The following is a 17,933-nucleotide window of genomic DNA, read 5'->3' on the forward strand; positions in this document are numbered from 1 at the left end:
AATAGTCCAAATCAACGGATGCTGTTGCAGAAGCCCCGCCGGCGCGCTCGCGCGCTTTCTTTGAGGGGTGCATTGAGCCACCGCCAGACAGTCCTTATCGAGGGAAAGCGAGGCGGCCGTTCAATTCATTATCGTCACCAGCGTCTTGATGACTTGGCCCTCGCGGACGAGCGCTATTCCCGCGCGCCCGGCCAGAGCGCGCCAAGACCCGGCCGAACTGGAGAACGTCCACAATTCGTCTCCCGGCTGCATCAGCGCCTTGAGCGCTTCCCATTTGGCGTTCTGAAAGCCGAAAGGCTTCACAAGCTCTTGACCACGGATGCCGACGCGATCGGATTCGTAAAGATCTTCGGGAAGCGTTGTATGTTCGGCTTCGATTTCCGAAATCGTTTTGCGCTCAATCAGATCGTCCGCCATATCGCACCCGCTTTTCTCCATCGCCCGCAACATCGGGACGGCCGTCGCCGCCAACAACAGTCCGCCTCAGCATTCTATGAAATTCACCGCGAGCCCGCCGAGCGACGTCTCCTTATATTTCGACTGCATGTCGGCCCCAGTCTGGCGCATCGTGGCGATCACCTGGTCGAGTGAGACTTTATGGCTGCCGTCGCCATGCAAGGCGAGCGAGGCGGCGGTGATCGCCTTGACCGCGCCAAAAGCGTTGCGCTCGATGCAAGGGATCTGGACGAGGCCGCCGACAGGATCGCAGGTCATGCCCAGGTGATGCTCCATGCCGATCTCGGCGGCGTTTTCGATCTGTTCGTTGGTCCCGCCCAACGCCGCGCAAAGGCCGGCGGCGGCCATCGAACAGGCGACGCCGACTTCGCCCTGGCAGCCGACTTCCGCGCCGGAAATCGAAGCGTTCATCTTGAACAGAGCGCCGATCGCCGTGGCGGTAAGAATGAAGACGTTCATGCCCTCGCGCGTCGCCTCCAGGCAATGGTCGCGGTAATAGCGCAGCACGGAAGGGATCACCCCAGCCGCGCCATTGGTGGGCGCCGTCACGACGCGGCCGCCGGCGGCGTTTTCTTCATTGACCGCCATCGCATAGACGCTGACAAAATCCATGATCTCATGGGCGGCGCGCGCGTTCTGTGTCGCATTGGCGCGCAGGCGGTCGTAGATCGCCTTGGCGCGGCGCTTGACCTTGAGCCCGCCGGGCAATTGCCCGTCTACCGACAGGCCGCGATCGACGCAGGCGAGCATGGTCGCAATGACGAGATCGATATGCGCGGCGACTTCGGCCGGCGGGCGCAAAGCCGCCTCATTGGTGCGCATCAGATGGGCGATCGACAGGCCGCCCTCGCGCCCGCGCGCCAGAAGGTCGACAGAGGAGCGGAACGGATAGGGCCAGACGACGGCGCCCTCGCCCGTCGGCTCCGCCTCGTCCTCGCGAATGATGAAGCCGCCGCCGACCGAGCACCAGGCTTCGTCGAGCAGGACATCGCCCCGCGCATCCCTGGCGCAAAAGCGCAGGGTGTTGGGATGGCGCTTGGGGAGGCTGACAAAATCGAAAACAATGTCGGCTTCCGGATCGAAAGCGATCTCCCTGGCGCCGGCGAGCGCCAATGTCTTTTGCGTTTTCACGCGCGCCACGATCGCCTCGACATTGTCGGGGTCGATCGTGGCGGGCGCTTCGCCCGACAGGCCGAGGATCACCGCCTTGTCGACCGCATGGCCTTTGCCGGTGAAGGCGAGCGAGCCATAGAGCGTGACCGTTACCGAGGCGACGCGCGCGATCGCGCCGCGCTCGGCGAGGCCCTCAGCGAAAGCCGACGCCGCTTTCATCGGCCCGACGGTATGGGAGGATGAGGGGCCGATGCCGATCTTGAACAATTCGAAGACGCTGATCATCGTCGGCTCCTGGATCGGCTGAACATGGGGCCGGCGCTTAGCCCGTCATGGCCGGACTTGTTCCGGCCATCCACGCCGTGACGCAGAGAATAACATCAGAGGCTTGCCGCAGTGGCGCCGCGTGGATGGCCGGAACAAGTCCGGCCATGACGGGAGGAGTCGCCCACCCTCAGCACAAATCCTGATCGCTGGCCGCTTGCGCGAGGATGGCCACGACATAGGGGCCGAACGAGCGCGAAAATTCGACGCGGAAAAGATCAGGCGCACGGCGCCACAACACGATCTCCGCCTTGGTCAGCAAGGTGCGCGCGACCATGCCGACTGGAAAGGCTGATATATCGAGATCAAGCATCACGCCCGCGTTGAGGAGGCGCGCCGCGCCCGGCCCGCTGACCTCCAACGCGCCCTGGCGATGCGAGACATCGATAAGACCGTGAGGAACCGACGCCAACGCCGCCTCCAGAGCCGCGCCAAGCGCGAGCTCTGAATCCTCGGCGATCAGCAGCCATTCGTCCGGGCCCATCCAAAGCGCCGACCGTGCGCCCACGGTCTGGCTGCGCAGCGGCTCCAAGGGCGGCGCCGCGCCGAAGGCCGGGCCAACGCTTGCGGCGACTTCGCGCCCGCCGCGCAAGATGAAGCGCGTCGCCGGCGGACAGGGGGCGACCATCGCCGCGCTATTGCGCGGCATGGCGAGGCCATCGAGGATGGATCGGCGAACAGCTTCAGGCATCGAGGCGCTTGCCTTCCTTATCGTAGAAAATCGGCTCGACGATGCGCACCAGCGCCGTTCCCTGCATCGTCGTGACGTAAGCCGTCCCGCCGATCCGGCTACGGCCTCCGGCGACCAACGCCATTGCGAAAGTGCGCCCCAGCGTCGGGCTGAAATAGGAGGAGGTGACATGGCCGAGCGCCGATGTGCCGATCGCCGGAGCGATTGCGTCGACGACCTGCGCGCCTTCGTCGAGCTTGAACTGGGAATCGTCGGGAAGCAGGCCGACCAATTGCTTGCGTCCTTCGCGCGCGAGGTCGGGCATGGCGAGCGAACGCTTGCCGACAAAGTCGGGTTTGCTTTGCGCGATCATCTTGCCGAGTCCGAGATCGTCGGGCGTCACAGTGCCGTCGGTCTCCTGGCCGACGACGATGAAGCCTTTCTCGGCGCGCAGGATCAGCAGCACATCGAGGCCATAAACAACGCAATCGACTTTGCGCCCTTCGGCCCAGATCGCCTCCCAGATCGCGCGTCCATAATCGGCGGGCACATTGACCTCGAAGCCAAGTTCGCCGGTGAAACTGACGCGCGCCAGGCGCGTTGGAACGCCGCAAATATGGCCCTCGCGCATGCTCAAATGCGGCATTGCGGCGGCGGATATGTCGATGCCCTCGACCAAAGGCTCCAGCATCTGGCGCGCGCGCGGCCCATTGATGGCGATCGTCGCCCATTGTTCTGTGGTCGAGGTGAACCAGACTTTCAGATCCGGCCATTCCGTCTGAGCGAAATCCTCCATCAGTGTGATCACGTGGGCGGCGCCGACGCTGGTCGTAGTGACGTGAAAGCGATCTTGCGCGAGGCGCGCGATGACGCCGTCGTCCATCACATAGCCCGCCTCGTTCAGCATCAATCCATAGCGGCAACGCCCGACGCCGAGCTTGGCGAACGCATTGATGTAAAGCCGGTTGAGGAATTCGGCGGCGTCCGGGCCGACGACCTCGATCTTGCCGAGCGTCGAGGCGTCCATCATGCCGGCGCGCTCGCGGGTGCCGAGGCACTCGCGCGCGACCGCGGCCTTCACATCCTCGCCGGGCCGTTTGAAATAGGAGGCGCGCTTCCACAGGCCCGCTTCCTCGAAAGTCGCGCCATTTTCCGCGGCCCAGGCATGCAGCGGCGTCTGCCGCACGGGATCGAAGAGTTCGCGACGCGACATGCCGGCGATCGAGGCGAAAGTCACCGGCGTATAAGGCAGGCGAAACGTCGTCAGTCCGACCTGCGGGATGGTCTTGCCGAGCGCCTGCGAAGCAATGGCGAGCGCGTTCATATTCGACGTCTTGCCCTGATCGGTCGCCATGCCGGTCGTCGTATAGCGCTTGATATGTTCGATCGAACGCATGCCCTCGCGCGTCGCCAGCGTCACATCGCGCGCGGTGACGTCGTTCTGGAAATCGACGAAGGCCTTCGACTTCTGTGGATCGCCATGCGGGGGCGAAAGCCCGAGGAAGCCGCCATGCGCAGCAGGCGCGCCTTCGACGCTGACGGGCGCCGGCGCGGCAGCGCTGACTGCCGCGGCCCCGGCGGCCGCGCCGTCGGCGAGCGCCTCGGACAGCGCGAAGGCGCCCCGGCAGGCGCCGGCCGAACGCTCGGCCTGAGCGGAAACATCGGGAACGAAGGCTTGCAGCGTCTCGTCGAAGGCGAGCTTGCCGCGCGATTGCGAGAATAAATGGACGCTCGGCGTCCAGCCGCCGCTCATTGCGATGAGGTCGCAGGCGATCGCTTCGCCGCGCCCCGCCGACCCATCCGCCCAGCGTTTGGCGACCAGGGCGTGCGAAACGCGTAAATGCCCGCGCGTCCCGACGATCGCCGCGCCTGTCTCGACGCGCAGACCAGCTTTGCGCGCGGCCTCCGGCCATTCGCCTTCCGCGTTGGGGCGCAGGTCGGCGATGAGAGCGATGGCGACGCCCGCTTGCGCCAGCTCCAGCGCCGCGCGATAGGCCGAATCATGCGCGGTCGCGATGACCGCGCGCGCGCCCGGCGTGACGCCGTAGCGCGCAAGGAACCCGCGCGCCGCATCGGCCAGCATGATGCCCGGCCTGTCATTGTCAGGAAAGACGAGCGGGCGCTCATGCGCGCCGGCCGCCAGCACCACGCGCTTGGCGCGTACACGCCAAAGCCGTTCGCGCGGCAGTTTTGGATCGGGCGACGCGAGATGATCGCTGACGCGCTCCAGGCCGGCGAGGAAATTCTGCGCGTAATAACCGAAGATCTGCGTGCGCGGCAGCAGCGTGACATGGGGCGCCGCCGCAAGTTCGGCGAGCGTCGCCGCAAGCCAATCGGCGGCGGGCTTGCCGTCGATGCGGGCGGCGCTTTCGGCGAGCAAGGATCCGCCAAGTTCAGCCTGCTCGTCGAACAGCATCACCCGGGCGCCGCCGCGCGCGGCGGCAAGGGCGGCGGCCAGACCCGCGGGGCCCGCGCCGACGATCGCGACGTCGCAATGGGCGTAGAGATTGGCGTAATGGTCGGCGTCGCGCGCTTTCGGCGCACGCCCCAGACCGGCGGCGCGGCGGATCAGCGGCTCATAGAGGCTTTCCCAGGCGCCCTTCGGATGCATGAAGGTCTTGTAATAAAAGCCGGCGGGAATGAACGACGAGAACAGGCCATTGACCGCCTGGAAATCGAGGCTCAGCGAAGGCCAATTGTTCTGGCTGACCGCCGTGAGCCCTTCATAGAGCTCGACCTGCGTGGCGCGCAGATTGGGCGTGAAGCGGCTCTCCTGCGATCCGACGCCAACCAGCGCGTTGGGCTCTTCCGAGCCCATGGTGAGAAGCCCGCGCGGCCGGTGATATTTGAACGACCGCCCCATCAGATGGACGCCATTGGCGAGCAAGGCGGAAGCCAGCGTGTCGCCGGCGAAACCGGTGAATTTCTTGCCGTCGAAGGTGAAGCCGATCGGCTTGGCGCGGTCGATGCGGCCGCCGGACTGAACGCGATTGTCGCCCGTCATCGGGTCGCCCCGGCCTGAAGCACGCTGTTGGTCGCGCCATAAGTCGCCTCAGCCAATCTCATCGCCTCCGTCATCCCCGGCTTGCCATCCCGAGACAACCTAAAGGGAAGTCGGGCAAAGAGGAAACCGGTTTTCCGCCGCGCCGCGCGACAAAATAAGATGACGGCGCGCCAAAACGCGCCGAATGGCGGCGCTCGCCCCTGGCGCAAGCTTGCAAATGGGCGCCCTGGCCCATAGTTAGAGGTGATGTGAGGCTTTCCGCCACGGAGCTGGCCCTTGTTCATTCAAACCGAAGTGACGCCGAACCCCGCCACGCTCAAGTTTCTTCCCGGCCGTCCGGTGATGGACGAGGGCACTTTCGAGGCGCGCGATCTGGGCGAGGCCGAGCATTCGCCGCTCGCCAAGGCGCTGATGCAATTGCCGGGGGTCAGCGGCGTGTTTTTCGCGCCCGATTTCATCTCGGTCACCAAGAATACCGGCGAATGGCAGCATTTGCGTCCGGCCATTCTGGGCGTCGTCACCGAATTCTATCTGTCGGGCGCGCCGCTGATCGAGGGCGAGGCGGCGCCCACGGCAGATTCGGGCGAGTTCTTCGCGGCCGGCGATTCCGAAATTGTCGAGACGATCAAGGAATTGATCGAAACGCGCGTCCGCCCCGCAGTGGCGGGCGACGGCGGCGACATCACTTTCAAGGGTTTTCGCGACGGCATCGTCTATCTCGCGATGAAGGGGGCCTGCTCGGGCTGCCCGTCCTCGACCGCCACGCTGAAACACGGCATCGAGAACCTGTTCAAACATTTCCTGCCCGAAGTGCAGGGCGTCGAGCAGATCTGACGCCGCGCGCGTCTTGATCAATGAGGCTTAGTCGGCGCCAAGCGGCGATCGTAGAAACGATCGCACCAGCGGGTTGACGATATCGGGCCGGGTGAGCGGCGCCATATGGCCGCCTTCGGCGATCTCCCGATAGGTCCACATCGGGCAATTCTGACGCAGCAAGGCCGTGATTTCGCGGATGGGCGTCACCGTATTGGGATCGCTGACGACGAGCGTGGCGCGCGGCAGCAGGCGCGCCCATTGCGCCAACGGCGTAACTTCGTCCATCACGGCGTCCCATTCGAAATAATTTGGCTTGAGCGCGTCGGCGAAGGCGCTGCGCCGTTCGGGCGGCATATTGCGCCATGAGCCAGCGCCGCCCCAATAATCGGCGAATTGCTCGGCCGCGACCGACCATTCGCCAAGCGCTCCGAATTTCTTGATGCAATCGCGCAAGTCCATCGCCTCGGCGAAGGCGTCCGCTTGGCCCGCTTGCCTGAGGAGATAAAACGGATTGGCCTCCAGGAGCACGAGCTTGGCGACCCGGCCAGCCAGCCGCGCGGCCAGTTTCATCGCGACCGACCCGCCGAAGGAATGGCCGACGAGGCAGATATTGTCCGCATTCGCTGGCAATGCGGCTTCTGCGAGACGCGCCTGATCGTCGAGGGATTGCCGCGTCTCATTCGGCCAGGGCGGAGTCTTGCCGTAGCCAAACAGGTTCACCGCGCGGACATGATGGTCGGCTTTCAGATCGTCCATCAGATGGCGCCATTGGCGCGCGCCCGACACGCTCGAATGCAAAAGCATGACGAGCGGACCGGCTCCGGCTTCGAGAAAGTCAACCGCGATCGACGACGATCCGCTCATCGGCCGGCGCGCCGAAGGCCTGTCGAGAGGCGCGCGATCATGCCTCCGCCTCCGGCCATTCATCATTCGACTGGGCGTGAAGCGGTTCAGCCGGACGGACTTCGCCCGCGACGTTCTGCTTTGCGCGCTGGGCTGAGACAAGCAGCGCCGCGCGATCCGCATTGCCGGGATCGGCCATCAGTTTTTCGAAGGATGACGGCTCGGGCAAGGCCTGGCCGGCCCGCTCCATCTCCTCAATGGCGGAGGCGAGATGGTCGCCCAGCGCATGGCGGAGTTTGTCGAAGCTCCTCGCGGCTGAGAACAGCCCAGGAAAGTCGGGCAATTGCGCCGAGAGGCCGCGGTCCGGGCTCACCTGAACAAGAGCGATATATCGGCGCATAACGATCGTCTCCGCGGCGCTGAGGCTTCAGTTTGGCGCCCGGCGGAGAATGCTCGAATCGGACGCGGCGGTCTAGGCGTCCCTCTCTCCTCGCCGACCGGCAATCCGGATAGCGAGCAACCGCCCGGCGATCGCGCCGCCAAGCTCATCGGTGATCTTCACCGGCAGGCATTTGGCCAAAGCGCCGATAGCGCCCGCCACAAAGGCTTTTTGCGCGTCCGCGCCGCCGATCAGATGGGAATGGGTTATTCTCGGCGTTCCGAGCAGAGAGCCATCGCGCCTGAGAGAAAAGACGATCGTCAGTTCGGAACCCGCATGGCCGCCTGGCGCTCTGACGCATGCGCCGAGCTCGCGCCACAGATCGGGCAATGTGTTGGCGGGAACGGTTTGCGCCTCGACCGAGGTCGCGGCCAGGAGCGCCTGCGCCATCACGATGAAAAGCATCCGCCGCATAGCCGGAGGATAACCCAAATCGGAGGACGCCGCATGATCTTAGATCGAAACGGTCGAGGATGATCCATCGTTTCGCATGGCGGAGCGTGTGTCACCTCAGAAGGTTCGTCAAGTGCGCGCCAAGGCGCGCCGCCTCCGGCGGTCGCCTGAAAGGCGACACTTGACCAACCTTCTGAGGTGAAAAAAATGCCTCCATGCGAACAATGGCTCAATAACGAAACTGTCGCCGATAGCCGTTCGATTCAATCAATTCTCGTCTTGCTCTAGCGCCCACCTTCTCCGGCCGCCGCCAGCGCCCGCAGGCCCTCGCGATAGGTCGGGTATTTCGGCGCGAAGCCCAATTCGCTTTTCAGTTTGGCGATCGAGACGCGTTTGTTGTCGGCGTAGAAGCTGCGCGCCATCGGCGTCATGTCCGCCGTATCGAACGGCTCTTCGGGCGGCGGCTCCATCCCCAGAAGCGCGGCGGCGAAAGCGATGACGTCCTGCGGCGGCGCCGGCTCCTCGTCGGCGACGTTCCACAATCCGCCCTGCCCTCCTGCGGCGAGCGTCAGCCCGATCGCCTGCGCGATGTCCTCGACATGGGTGCGGTTGAAGGTCTGGCCGGGCTTGACGATGCGCCGCGCTTGCCCTGCGCGCAATTTCGTCAGCAGGTTGCGCTCGGGCCCGTAAATGCCGGCCAGACGCAGGATATGGACGGGGACGTCCATCGAATCCCCCAGCGCGCGCCATTGCTGTTCGGCGCCAAGCCGGGCGCGGCCTCGTTCGGAACGGGGCGAGGTCGGGCTCGTCTCGTCAACCCAGGCTCCATTATGGTCGCCATAGACGCCGATGGTCGAGAGATAGACGATCGCGCGCAGACGCCGCATCGCGCCGATCGCGCTGGCGAAGCGCGCCAGCACTGGATCGGCAGCGCCCGGCGCGATCGAGACGAGCAAAGCCTCCGCCTCGGCCAGACGCGGCGCAATCGCCGCTTCGGCGCGCTGGCCGTCGAAAACCAAGGCGTCAACGCCATCGCGCCTCAGCGCTTCCGCTTTATCCGAATCGCGCACCGTGCCGCTCGCCTGGACGCTCTCCTGGGCGGAGAGAAAATGCAGCGCGGAATAGCCAAGGCCGAAGCAGAAGATTTTCACGGCGCGGCGCTCCCCTCGGCGTTGTTCGCGCGGTCCAGCGTTTGCCCATAGAGCAGCATGCATGGCCCGGTCGGCGCGGCCGCCGCGATCAGCGCCGGCATGTCGGCGAGCGTCGCGACGAAACGGCGCTCTTCGGGCAGGCTCGCATTTTCGATCATCACGGCGGGCGTCAGCGGGTCGAGCCCTTCGTCAAGCAGGCGCCGCGCCAAAGCCGGCAAGGTCTTGACCCCCATATAGACCGCCGTCGTCGCGCCGGGATCGACGAGCGCCGGCCAATCGAGCCGCACCGGCAACGAGCCGTCCGCCGCATGCGCGGTGATGAACTGGATGCGGCGCGCCCGGTCGCGCTCGCTCAGCGAGATTCCGAGCGAGGCGGCGGCGGCGAGCGCGGCGGTGACGCCAGGAACAATCGTGCATTCGATGCCGGCGGCGCGCGCGGCGGCGATTTCCTCGTTGGTGCGCCCGAATACAGCGGGATCGCCGCCCTTGAGGCGCACGACCTTCTTGCCGGCAAGGCCCAGCGACACCAGCAAGGCGGAAATATCGGCCTGGCCGACCGACGGCCCGTGCCCGCGCTTGCCGACATTGATGCGCTGCGCTTCCCGGCGCGCCAGTTCGAGCACGGCGGGCGAGATCAGATCATCGAACAGGATGACATCGGCCGATTGCAACGCGCGCACCGCCTTCAGCGTCAGCAATTCGGCGTCGCCCGGCCCACCGCCGACGAGAACCACTTGACCGAGGGTCGCTGCGCCCTTTTCCGCGGCTGCGGCGGCCAGAAGGCCGTCAAGATCATGGGAGGCAGGCTTGCGGCCGCCGCTGGCGAGGGCGAGCGTCGCGAACCGCTCCCAGAAATTGCGCCTTTGCCGGAACGCCGCGCCCAATTCCGAAAATTGCGGCCGCCATTCCTTGGCCGCCCGCGCCCAGGCGGAAAAATTCGCCGGGATCAACGCTTCGATCCGCGCCCGCAAAGCCTGGCCGAACACCGGCGCCGCGCCATCGGTCGAAATGCCGATGACAAGGGGCGAGCGGTTGACGATGGCGCCGAACGAAAAATCGCAAAACTCCGGCTGGTCGATCACATTGACCGGCGTTTTGGCCTGACGCGCCGCCTGGGCGAAAGCTTCGGCCTCCGCCGCATTGGCGGCGTCGGCGACGGCCAGCGCCGCGCCGGCGAGATCTTCGGCGGCCCAGGCCCGCAGAAAAATGGCGATCTGCGGATGACGCCCCGCCGTCTCCAGCATCTTCGGCGCAGGCGAAGGCGCATATACCGCGACATCCGCTCCGCTGGCGGCGAGCAATTCGGCCTTCCACGCCGCCGCCTCCGACCCGCCGGCGACCACGACCCGCCGCCCCGTCAGCTTGAAGAAGACCGGCAGGTTGGCGAGCGGGCGAATGGCGTCGAGCGCCAGTTCGCTGGGGTTGCGGCGCGGCGTCGCATCGGCGCCGGTTGCATCGGGCATATCTTCACCACCATTGGACAAGGCGCGTGATTGTCCTTCAAACGCCCCGGCAAGAGGCCTATATCAAATGCCGAGCGATCCAAAGCCTCGATAGAGGCTCCGACCGTCATGGCCGGGCTTGTCCCGGCCATCCACGCGGCGCCGTTGCGCGAAACCTTCGAGGTTCGCGCAGTTGGCCGGGCGCGGATGGCCGGGACAAGCCCGGCCATGACGGAAACGCTTGCGAGCCGGATCGCGAGAAGACGTCAATCCACGGAGACCTATTTTGCTCGACGAGAACGCGATCACGCAGGCGCTTGGCGCGGTTCATGGGCCGGACGGCAGGACGCCGCTGACCCAATCGGGGGCGATCGGCGGGCTCACCCATCGCGACGGCAAGGTCTATCTGTCGATCGTCGTCGATCCCGCCCAGGCGGATAGAGCCGAGCCGATGCGCAAGGCGGCGGAGAATGCGCTTCGCGCGGTTGCCGGCGTCACGGCGGCGATCGTCACGTTGACCTCGGAGCGGGCGCCCGGCGCGCCGGCGCCGCATAGCCATTCCCATGCGCCCGCTAAAGCCGCGACCCGGCGCGTGCCCGAAAGCGTCGCCGGCGTCCGGCACATTATCGCCGTCGCATCGGGCAAGGGCGGCGTCGGCAAATCGACGACCGCCGCCAATCTCGCCATCGCCATGGCCAAAGAGGGCTGGCGCATCGGCCTGCTCGACGCCGATGTGTTCGGTCCCTCGGCGCCGCGCCTGTTCGGCCTGACGGAGAAGCCGAAGGTCGAACAGAGCTTTCTGGTGCCGCTCGTCGCGCATGGCATCAAGGTGATCTCGATCGGCCTGATGATCGACGAAGAAGCGCCTGTCGTCTGGCGCGGGCCGATGGTGATGTCGGCGGTGACGCAATTGCTGCGCGAAGTCGCCTGGGGAGAACTCGATTGCCTTGTCGTCGACATGCCGCCCGGCACTGGCGACGTGCAACTGACCATGGCGCAAAGCGCGCCGCTGGCCGGCGCCATCATCGTCTCGACGCCACAGGATCTGGCGCTGATCGACGCCAGGCGCGGCATCGCCATGTTCGAGAAGGTCAGCATTCCGGTGCTCGGGATCATCGAGAACATGAGCTATTTCATCTGCCCGCATTGCCAGGGGCGCAGCGATATTTTTGCGCATGGCGGCGCACGGCACGAGGCGGAAAAGCGCGGCGTCGCCTTCCTTGGCGAAGTGCCGCTCGATATTGAAATTCGCGAGACCTCGGATTCCGGGCGCCCGATCGTCGCCGCCTCGCCCGACAGCCCGCACGCGCTGGTTTATCGCACCATTGCGCGCGCGGTGATCGGCAAGCTCGATGCGCCGCAACGCGCCGCGCCAAAGATCGTGATCGGTTAAGGCGCATGGCTGAGCAAAAGTCGGAAAAGAAAGCCGAGCCCTGGCCAACCGAATTGCGGCTGACGGAGGAGGGCCGGCTGTTGACGATCGCCTATGATTCCGGCGAGGCCTTCGCGCTTTCGGCTCGAAGCCTTCGCCTCGCCACGCCGAGCGCCGAGGCCAAGCGCCTGTCGCCGGCCGAGCGCGAGGCGCAGATCGGCGACAGGCCCGTTCGCATCAAGGAGATCGAGCAGGTCGGCAATTATGCGATCCGCCCGACCTTCGACGACGGGCATTCGACGGGGATTTTCACCTGGGCCTATCTGGCCGAGCTCGGGCGGAAGGCGAAGTGAGGCCATGGCGGACGCGCCCTTTCCGTGCTCTATAATATCCGGCGACGGCCTGATGGCCGAATGAACGAAATTGACGAGATGCCCAGATGTCCCCTCCCCCCTTGTGGGGGAGGGTTAGGGAGGGGGGTCGCGCCGACCTATCGAAGATTGAGGCGCAATTATTTTTTCGGATAAGCCTGTGCGACCCCCCTCCCCCAACCCTCCCCCACAAGGGGGGAGGGAGAAACAGCGGCGCCTTTCTATCAAGCTGACGCAGACTGCGACGCATATTACGGCGCGCCAGAATGGGATGAATTTAAGTGACTCCTGAACAATGCAGAATGGCGCGGGCCGGTCTTGCGATCGGCGTTCGCGAACTCGCGGAATCGGCGCGCGTATCGATCGGCACGGTGTCGCGCTTCGAATCCGGCCAGAGCGTCCCGGACATGACCGTCGGGCTATTCCAGAAAGCGCTCGAACGTTTCGGCGTGGAATTCATCTCCGACGGCGGCGATGTCGGCGTCTGGTTGCGCAAAGGCGGCGCGGGCGCCGCGATCCCGGTCGAGGAGCTGAACGCTCAAAACGACGAGTGAACGAGGGTCGGCGAGAATCGCGATCCGGCGGCGTCGGCCTTTCGCGCCGACGCATCTAGCCATTGGATTTGCGGAGGCGTCAGGCGGCCTGAGTTGCGGCTGGAATCGCGCCGCGGTCCACGATGGCTGAAGAGAGCGCGACCGGCACGGGATTGCGTAAAATGTCGAGGACCGGACAATGGCGATCGACCGTCTCTTTCAATCTGCGCAGGTCGTCTTCCGACGCCGGGCTTTCGAGAGTGACGACCGCCTCTATGCGCTGGAAACCGGGTCGGACGCTGTCGTCGACGGCGAAGAACCCGCGCAGATCGACCAGGCCTCGCAGTTTGACCGACACGCTCGTCAATGGGATTTTGAGCGCATCCGCGTAGAGCCGATAAGTAATTTCCTGGCATGAGCCGAGCGCCACCAGAATATATTCGACGGGGTTGGGCGCCGAGTCTTTCCCGCCGAGCCCTGTGGGCTCATCGACATGCGTCGTGAACTGGCGAACGGCGGCCGTGCTGTTGAATCCCTCCCCCAGCCGCGTCTGCGCCTCGAACCACGCATTAGCCTGATCGGGAGCGTCTTTGAGCGCAGATTGAGTACCATCGAAAATGTCTTTGAAATTAATCGACATGGCAGGGCTCCGGTGATGAGAGCAGAGAGTAGAATTTAGTCTATAGAAAATGTCAATTAATAAAATGAGCAATGGACCGCCCGTTGCTCCACGGGCGATTGCGTATCGATCCACATTGGGTCTTTAGCCTCGGCTCAAATAAATCGACGGCCAGGAACAGCCCCGGCGCTCGCTCACGTCGGCGACAGGATGTGGATGGCGCGGCTGGCGATCAGGTCTTTTGTTTTCTCGCCATAGGCCGCCATATGCGGGGCGACGGCATGCGCTTTCAAAGCGTCGGCGTCGGTCCAGGTCTCGATGACGACGAATGTGTCGGGACCCATTTTGGCCTGGAATGAACCGAACCCCTCGGCGTCGATCGTCGGCCCGTATTCGATGCAGCCCTTTTCGGCGCGCACGGCCGGAACATTGGCGCGAAAAGCGGTGAGGATTTCCTCCCGGCGTCCAGGTTTGGCGGTGACGATCGCAATGACCCGGATCATGTTTCTCTCCCTGTGAAATTTTGACGCCGACGGCTCGGCGCTATGCTCGCATGGGCGAGGAAAAATCGCCAGCGCGGCTGTAATCGGACCATTGCCGTCGCGAGAAGGCGTAGCGACGAAACAATCCAGACTTTGGCTCCTAATTTACTGGCCGCCGAGCGTTAGCGACGCCAAGGCCGCCAGGACGGCCGACGAGCTTTGAGCCGTGGCTGTCGTGCTAGAGGCAGGAGGCGCAGTCGCTGTGCCATAATTCCCATCCTTCTCTTTAACCAAGCCTAGTTTGGTCGCAGCGGCAGGATCGGCGGCAACGGACGAAGCCGTGTATTCGCCATTCGCCAACTGGACCAGCGCAGCGGCGGAGGTGGTTGCGGATGCGGAAAGTGCAGAAATTGTCATGACGAAAGTCTCGGAGGCGAGCCTCCTCGATAGCGCATGGCGATTAACAGTTTGCTATCTATCCTGCGTCCGCCATGCCGACATAATTATAAACATCATAATGTCACTGCCGAAATGACAGCGCGGCATTATCTATGTGTTTCGAGAGGACTCTTAATGCTCACCCTCAAGCTCACCGCGATCGGCGCCTCCACGGGCGTCATCATCCCGAAGGAGATGCTGGCCCGCATGAATCTGAGCAAGGGCGATTCTCTTTACGCCGTCGAGGCCCCGGACGGCAGCTATCGTCTGACGCCTTATGATCCGGGCTTCGCCAGGAAGATGGAAAAGGCCGACGACATCATGCGCCGCTACCGGAACGCGCTGCACGTTCTCGCTCAATGACGGGCGCGGAGCCGATCTGGATTGAGGAGCTTGATGTCCTCACGCTGCATGATCGGCTTCTGGCGTTTCATGGCGGCCCGGCCGGCGTGCGCGATGAGGGATTGCTGAAATCGGCGCTCGCGCGCGCCAGGCCATTGGCGGCCTATGGCGACAGCGCCGATTGGGTCGACATGGCGGCCGTCTATACCGCCGAGATCTTCAAGAACCATCCCTTTGTCGACGGCAACAAGCGAACGGGCTTCGTCGCCGGAATCCTGTTTCTCGAATTGAACGGCTATCGCTTCACAGCAACCGAGGCCGCCGCGGCGGACTCCGTGCTCGCCTTGGCGGCGGGGACGTTGAGCGAGGCGGGGTACATGGCGTTTCTCCGGGAGAACGTTACGAGTGAATAATGGACGGCGAGAGGGTGGGAAAAGCCTGCGCGGAACCGAACCCACGAACCATTCGGGTTTCATCATCAGCATTCCGGCGAGGCGCCCGCATTTGTCAAATGACACGAGGCGGCTGAACGAGGGCGCGCTCATCGGGAAATGCCGAATCACTCATGTCGAGCACTGGAATAAGGGCGGCGAGAAGACGGCCGCCAGCAAGCCGCACTGCGCTTGCCAGGATTGGCAGGCGAACGCATCGGCGAAGCCTGCATGCACCTCGTCAGTGGCGCGTGCGAGGAGCGGATAGAGCCCGAATAGACGCGGCGTGAACCTGCCGCTCCTCCCGTGTGAAGGGAGCGCTCTAACTTGAGGGAGTCATCGTCCGCTTCGTCGTGGGCGCGACGACGGCGTCCTATTGGCGTACCAACAACTGCCGACGATAGGACGCCGCAGAAATTTATCCGCTAATAAGCTGCACCGATGAAATAGTATTGTCGACAATGCCGACCGAGGTTGTAGAGCGATATTCCCCTGGACCCAAATCTTTCGAAGCGCCTTGATAATTTATATCTGCAAAAAACCTCCAAGTACCAGAAGCTACTTTAATTGAAGATGTTTCATCATTCCAATTCTGCCCTGGGAACTCTCCGCTCATATTCCGAAAATCTGGAATGCTATTGTTGATAACATATGCATTGCCAGAAAAATTTTCATCCCAAAATATTGTGCACTGTGCCATCGGTTCCCCCCTTGAAATTGGCCGACCTCAAGTGACCGCGGCCGCGCCGTAAAAGTTAAGAAAGTATTAACGCACGAAGAACATGGGTCTTGGTAGCGTGAACTTGAACAACTGCTGCTCAGATTTGAGCATCGGCGGTTCGCCGTCTTTGGAACGGAGTTTGTCGCTCCTCAATCGCATGGTAATGTCCTTTATCGTGCTCTTTTGATGGAGCAGGATCGCGCCATGCTCGATCCGCCACGCCCCACGATCGCGACGAGTCCAGCCCTTCAGCCGATTCCGGTGTTTGCCGGGCGCGGGGCGATCTGTCGCGAGGTGCTGGAATCTTTGCCGGCGTGGTTCGGCATTGCGTCGGCGATCGAGAGCTACGTCTCGGCGGCCGACGGGATGCCGATGCTGGCGTGTTTCGACCCCGCCGGCCCGGTGGCGGGCTTCGTGTCAGTGAAAGTTCAGACGGCCGTCGCAGCGGAAGTGTATGTCATGGGCGTCAAGCGTCAGTGGCATCGCCAGGGGATCGGTCGCAGCTTGATTGAAGCCGCCGTGCAACTCGCCGCCGCGCAAAGATCGCGGTTTTTGACGGTGAAGACGCTTTCCTCGTCGAAGGCCGATCCGAATTACGCGGCTACGCGGCGGTTCTATGAGGCGATCGGTTTCCTGCCAATCGAGGAATTTCCGACCCTCTGGGGCGCGGACAATCCCTGCCTGTTGATGCTTCGACCCTTGTCACCTCTCACCTGAGCCGGCTCGCAAATCTTCGATCCGCGGCTTCCAATCGCCCCGACGGCATCTTCGCGAAGGCGTCCATAAACCTGCGCTCAGATCCGCCCGAGCGCAAACGCTGTTTTGCCGAGCGAATCCCAAATGATCCCGCGCAAGAGTTCGCTGTCGAGATGCGCCTCGACGCGTCCGCCGACGAAAGTCAATTCGACGCGGCGGCCGTCGCGCGAGAACCTGACGCTCTTGATCCGGCGCGGCGCCTTGACGTCCTCGGGATCGGCGGCGCCCGCAACGGCAAATTGCAGAATTTTGCTGTGGGCGACCGTCAGCCGCACGGTTCGGCCCTTGTCGTCCTCCCCGACCCAGTCGCCCTCGATCGCCGTTGCGGCGCGCGCGGCGCCTGGTAAAACGGCGAGCGAAAGCGCGAACGCCAAAGCCATCCTTCGGCTAGCGAATATCGACGGCATTTTGGCTCCGCTCATCTCGCATCGGCGACGCATCTCAGTTTGCGCCGCCACACTTCGCGCGGCAAGGCGAGGCAAGGCGAGCTCTTGTATCCCTCGGAAATGACGGCGCCTGCGCCCTTTATTCACTGATCGACGCTTTGGACTGCGCCCTACCGCCGGCGTTTCGCCGGCTCATCTCCAAGCCTGTCCGCCAGATACAGCCGCGTCATCTCGCGCAGTTCGGTCATGGCGCCGGAATCCGCGCCGTCCGCGGCCTCACGCTTCAAATGCGCCATCGTCTTCATCATATGCATCAGGACGATCGCGATATCGCGAACGCGTTCGTCGTCAAGTTTCGAGCGAGACAGCTTGAGCGTCTGCGCGATGCGTCGCCCGAGCCTGCTCTTGAATTCCGCGCGCCGGGCCGACCAATCCGAATGCGCATCGAGAAGGGCGACGATGGTCCGCTTTTCGCGGTGCATCTTGCCGATCAAGCCAAACAACGCATCCGTCAGCGCCCCCACCGACAATGTCGCGGCCTCCGCGTCGATCGCGGCAAACGATTCGTCGATGAGATCGGCGAAGCGCTGGATCAAAGCGTCGGCGAGGACCTCTTTATTCGGGAAGAAGCGGTAGAGCGAGCCAATCGGCGCGCCGGCGCGCGCGGCGACCTCGGCCATGGTCGCGGCCTCATAGCCGCGCTCCGCGATCACGTCGGCCCCCGCCTCCAGCAGCGCCGCGACCCGCAGCCTGCCCGGGCGCCGTTGCGGCTCAAGCGCGCCGCGCTCGATCAAAACAGTTGACATTATGCGAGCCTACCCTCAAATATCA

21 protein-coding genes are annotated in these 17,933 nt (G+C 64.0%); 7 read left to right on the forward strand and 14 right to left on the reverse strand.

Translation table 11 applies throughout. The features are described 5' to 3' along the window. Window positions 1–120: 120 nt before the first annotated feature. The 4 genes from GSQ90_RS08850 to GSQ90_RS08865 form a co-directional block, all read right to left on the reverse strand. Window positions 121–471: a hypothetical protein gene (locus GSQ90_RS08850; RefSeq protein ID WP_158814455.1), complete on the reverse strand. Its 351-nt coding sequence runs from the start codon at window positions 469–471 to the stop codon at window positions 121–123. 12 nt (window positions 472–483) lie between these two features. After that, window positions 484–1,854 (reverse strand): L-serine ammonia-lyase, encoded by a 1,371-nt coding sequence (locus GSQ90_RS08855; RefSeq protein WP_158814456.1) that lies wholly within the window; start codon window positions 1,852–1,854, stop codon window positions 484–486. 169 nt (window positions 1,855–2,023) lie between these two features. Further along, on the reverse strand, window positions 2,024–2,584 hold the full coding sequence (locus tag GSQ90_RS08860) for a sarcosine oxidase subunit gamma (RefSeq protein WP_158814457.1): 561 nt from the start codon (window positions 2,582–2,584) through the stop codon (window positions 2,024–2,026). Next, the gene (locus GSQ90_RS08865) at window positions 2,577–5,567 is read right to left on the reverse strand and encodes a sarcosine oxidase subunit alpha family protein (RefSeq protein ID WP_158814458.1); all 2,991 of its coding nucleotides are present in this window, start codon (window positions 5,565–5,567) and stop codon (window positions 2,577–2,579) included. The genes GSQ90_RS08860 and GSQ90_RS08865 overlap by 8 nt, the downstream gene beginning before the upstream one ends. Window positions 5,568–5,843: 276 nt before the next feature. On the opposite strand from GSQ90_RS08865, the gene GSQ90_RS08870 reads away from it, so the two are divergent. Continuing rightward, window positions 5,844–6,401: a NifU family protein gene (locus GSQ90_RS08870; RefSeq protein WP_158814459.1), complete on the forward strand. Its 558-nt coding sequence runs from the start codon at window positions 5,844–5,846 to the stop codon at window positions 6,399–6,401. 27 nt (window positions 6,402–6,428) lie between these two features. Here the strand turns inward: GSQ90_RS08870 and GSQ90_RS08875 are convergent, their stop codons facing one another. The 5 genes from GSQ90_RS08875 to cysG all read right to left on the reverse strand — a co-directional run bounded on the left by GSQ90_RS08875 (window position 6,429) and on the right by cysG (window position 10,672). Further along, on the reverse strand, window positions 6,429–7,247 hold the full coding sequence (locus GSQ90_RS08875) for an alpha/beta fold hydrolase (protein ID WP_158814460.1): 819 nt from the start codon (window positions 7,245–7,247) through the stop codon (window positions 6,429–6,431). A 37-nt stretch (window positions 7,248–7,284) separates the two neighbouring features. Continuing rightward, window positions 7,285–7,626 carry a type II toxin-antitoxin system HicB family antitoxin gene (locus GSQ90_RS08880; RefSeq protein ID WP_158814461.1) on the reverse strand — a complete coding sequence of 114 codons (342 nt, stop codon included), beginning with the start codon at window positions 7,624–7,626 and terminating at the stop codon, window positions 7,285–7,287. Window positions 7,627–7,698: 72 nt separating this feature from the next. Next, the gene (locus GSQ90_RS08885; protein WP_158814462.1) at window positions 7,699–8,070 is read right to left on the reverse strand and encodes a hypothetical protein; all 372 of its coding nucleotides are present in this window, start codon (window positions 8,068–8,070) and stop codon (window positions 7,699–7,701) included. A 272-nt stretch (window positions 8,071–8,342) separates the two neighbouring features. Beyond that, window positions 8,343–9,209, reverse strand: coding sequence for an SDR family oxidoreductase (locus GSQ90_RS08890; RefSeq protein ID WP_158814463.1), 867 nt, complete (start codon window positions 9,207–9,209; stop codon window positions 8,343–8,345). Continuing rightward, window positions 9,206–10,672: a siroheme synthase CysG gene (cysG, locus tag GSQ90_RS08895; protein WP_158814464.1), complete on the reverse strand. Its 1,467-nt coding sequence runs from the start codon at window positions 10,670–10,672 to the stop codon at window positions 9,206–9,208. The genes GSQ90_RS08890 and cysG overlap by 4 nt, the downstream gene beginning before the upstream one ends. A gap of 265 nt (window positions 10,673–10,937) precedes the next feature. On the opposite strand from cysG, the gene GSQ90_RS08900 reads away from it, so the two are divergent. From GSQ90_RS08900 to GSQ90_RS08910, 3 genes are all read left to right on the forward strand, one after another. After that, window positions 10,938–12,044, forward strand: a complete 1,107-nt coding sequence (locus GSQ90_RS08900) for an Mrp/NBP35 family ATP-binding protein (RefSeq protein ID WP_158814465.1) — start codon at window positions 10,938–10,940, stop codon at window positions 12,042–12,044. Between the two features lie 5 nt (window positions 12,045–12,049). Then, window positions 12,050–12,376 carry a gamma-butyrobetaine hydroxylase-like domain-containing protein gene (locus GSQ90_RS08905; protein WP_158814466.1) on the forward strand — a complete coding sequence of 109 codons (327 nt, stop codon included), beginning with the start codon at window positions 12,050–12,052 and terminating at the stop codon, window positions 12,374–12,376. A 299-nt stretch (window positions 12,377–12,675) separates the two neighbouring features. Next, window positions 12,676–12,948: a helix-turn-helix transcriptional regulator gene (locus GSQ90_RS08910; protein ID WP_158814467.1), complete on the forward strand. Its 273-nt coding sequence runs from the start codon at window positions 12,676–12,678 to the stop codon at window positions 12,946–12,948. Window positions 12,949–13,027: 79 nt separating this feature from the next. On the opposite strand, the gene GSQ90_RS08915 is transcribed toward GSQ90_RS08910, so the two are convergent. Beyond that, window positions 13,028–13,567 (reverse strand): OsmC family protein, encoded by a 540-nt coding sequence (locus tag GSQ90_RS08915; RefSeq protein ID WP_158814468.1) that lies wholly within the window; start codon window positions 13,565–13,567, stop codon window positions 13,028–13,030. A 173-nt stretch (window positions 13,568–13,740) separates the two neighbouring features. Beyond that, window positions 13,741–14,049: a putative quinol monooxygenase gene (locus GSQ90_RS08920; protein WP_158814469.1), complete on the reverse strand. Its 309-nt coding sequence runs from the start codon at window positions 14,047–14,049 to the stop codon at window positions 13,741–13,743. A gap of 552 nt (window positions 14,050–14,601) precedes the next feature. Here GSQ90_RS08920 and GSQ90_RS08925 point away from each other — a divergent pair. Further along, window positions 14,602–14,829 (forward strand): AbrB/MazE/SpoVT family DNA-binding domain-containing protein, encoded by a 228-nt coding sequence (locus GSQ90_RS08925; protein WP_158814470.1) that lies wholly within the window; start codon window positions 14,602–14,604, stop codon window positions 14,827–14,829. Further along, window positions 14,826–15,221 (forward strand): type II toxin-antitoxin system death-on-curing family toxin, encoded by a 396-nt coding sequence (locus tag GSQ90_RS08930; protein WP_158814471.1) that lies wholly within the window; start codon window positions 14,826–14,828, stop codon window positions 15,219–15,221. Before GSQ90_RS08925 ends, GSQ90_RS08930 begins: the two co-directional genes overlap by 4 nt. 436 nt (window positions 15,222–15,657) lie before the next feature. On the opposite strand, the gene GSQ90_RS08935 is transcribed toward GSQ90_RS08930, so the two are convergent. Continuing rightward, window positions 15,658–15,939, reverse strand: coding sequence for a beta/gamma crystallin-related protein (locus GSQ90_RS08935; protein WP_158814472.1), 282 nt, complete (start codon window positions 15,937–15,939; stop codon window positions 15,658–15,660). A 225-nt stretch (window positions 15,940–16,164) separates the two neighbouring features. Between GSQ90_RS08935 and GSQ90_RS08940 the strand changes: the two genes are divergently transcribed. Next, a complete protein-coding gene (locus GSQ90_RS08940) occupies window positions 16,165–16,677 on the forward strand; it encodes an N-acetyltransferase (RefSeq protein WP_158814473.1) in 513 nt (170 codons plus the stop codon). 77 nt (window positions 16,678–16,754) lie between these two features. Here the strand turns inward: GSQ90_RS08940 and GSQ90_RS08945 are convergent, their stop codons facing one another. Continuing rightward, window positions 16,755–17,123, reverse strand: coding sequence for a hypothetical protein (locus GSQ90_RS08945; protein ID WP_158814474.1), 369 nt, complete (start codon window positions 17,121–17,123; stop codon window positions 16,755–16,757). Window positions 17,124–17,272: 149 nt separating this feature from the next. After that, the gene (locus GSQ90_RS08950; RefSeq protein WP_158814475.1) at window positions 17,273–17,908 is read right to left on the reverse strand and encodes a TetR/AcrR family transcriptional regulator; all 636 of its coding nucleotides are present in this window, start codon (window positions 17,906–17,908) and stop codon (window positions 17,273–17,275) included. Window positions 17,909–17,933: the final 25 nt, after the last annotated feature.

Origin of the sequence: Methylocapsa sp. S129 (genome assembly GCF_009765995.1) — a bacterium.
Lineage (GTDB): Bacteria > Pseudomonadota > Alphaproteobacteria > Rhizobiales > Beijerinckiaceae > Roseiarcus.

What these genes read in the sequence shown, in the direction of transcription:
- GSQ90_RS08930 (WP_158814471.1), top strand. Translation starts at nt 14,826, where the DNA reads ATGACGGGCGCGGAGCCGATCTGGATTGAGGAGCTTGATGTCCTCACG.
- GSQ90_RS08935 (WP_158814472.1), bottom strand. Translation starts at nt 15,939, where the DNA reads ATGGCACAGTGCACAATATTTTGGGATGAAAATTTTTCTGGCAATGCA.
- cysG (WP_158814464.1), bottom strand. Translation starts at nt 10,672, where the DNA reads ATGCCCGATGCAACCGGCGCCGATGCGACGCCGCGCCGCAACCCCAGC.
- GSQ90_RS08885 (WP_158814462.1), bottom strand. Translation starts at nt 8,070, where the DNA reads ATGCTTTTCATCGTGATGGCGCAGGCGCTCCTGGCCGCGACCTCGGTC.
- GSQ90_RS08915 (WP_158814468.1), bottom strand. Translation starts at nt 13,567, where the DNA reads ATGTCGATTAATTTCAAAGACATTTTCGATGGTACTCAATCTGCGCTC.
- GSQ90_RS08940 (WP_158814473.1), top strand. Translation starts at nt 16,165, where the DNA reads ATGCTCGATCCGCCACGCCCCACGATCGCGACGAGTCCAGCCCTTCAG.
- GSQ90_RS08875 (WP_158814460.1), bottom strand. Translation starts at nt 7,247, where the DNA reads ATGAGCGGATCGTCGTCGATCGCGGTTGACTTTCTCGAAGCCGGAGCC.
- GSQ90_RS08925 (WP_158814470.1), top strand. Translation starts at nt 14,602, where the DNA reads ATGCTCACCCTCAAGCTCACCGCGATCGGCGCCTCCACGGGCGTCATC.
- GSQ90_RS08860 (WP_158814457.1), bottom strand. Translation starts at nt 2,584, where the DNA reads ATGCCTGAAGCTGTTCGCCGATCCATCCTCGATGGCCTCGCCATGCCG.
- GSQ90_RS08950 (WP_158814475.1), bottom strand. Translation starts at nt 17,908, where the DNA reads ATGTCAACTGTTTTGATCGAGCGCGGCGCGCTTGAGCCGCAACGGCGC.
- GSQ90_RS08880 (WP_158814461.1), bottom strand. Translation starts at nt 7,626, where the DNA reads ATGCGCCGATATATCGCTCTTGTTCAGGTGAGCCCGGACCGCGGCCTC.
- GSQ90_RS08945 (WP_158814474.1), bottom strand. Translation starts at nt 17,123, where the DNA reads ATGCCGTCGATATTCGCTAGCCGAAGGATGGCTTTGGCGTTCGCGCTT.
- GSQ90_RS08865 (WP_158814458.1), bottom strand. Translation starts at nt 5,567, where the DNA reads ATGACGGGCGACAATCGCGTTCAGTCCGGCGGCCGCATCGACCGCGCC.
- GSQ90_RS08905 (WP_158814466.1), top strand. Translation starts at nt 12,050, where the DNA reads ATGGCTGAGCAAAAGTCGGAAAAGAAAGCCGAGCCCTGGCCAACCGAA.
- GSQ90_RS08855 (WP_158814456.1), bottom strand. Translation starts at nt 1,854, where the DNA reads ATGATCAGCGTCTTCGAATTGTTCAAGATCGGCATCGGCCCCTCATCC.
- GSQ90_RS08920 (WP_158814469.1), bottom strand. Translation starts at nt 14,049, where the DNA reads ATGATCCGGGTCATTGCGATCGTCACCGCCAAACCTGGACGCCGGGAG.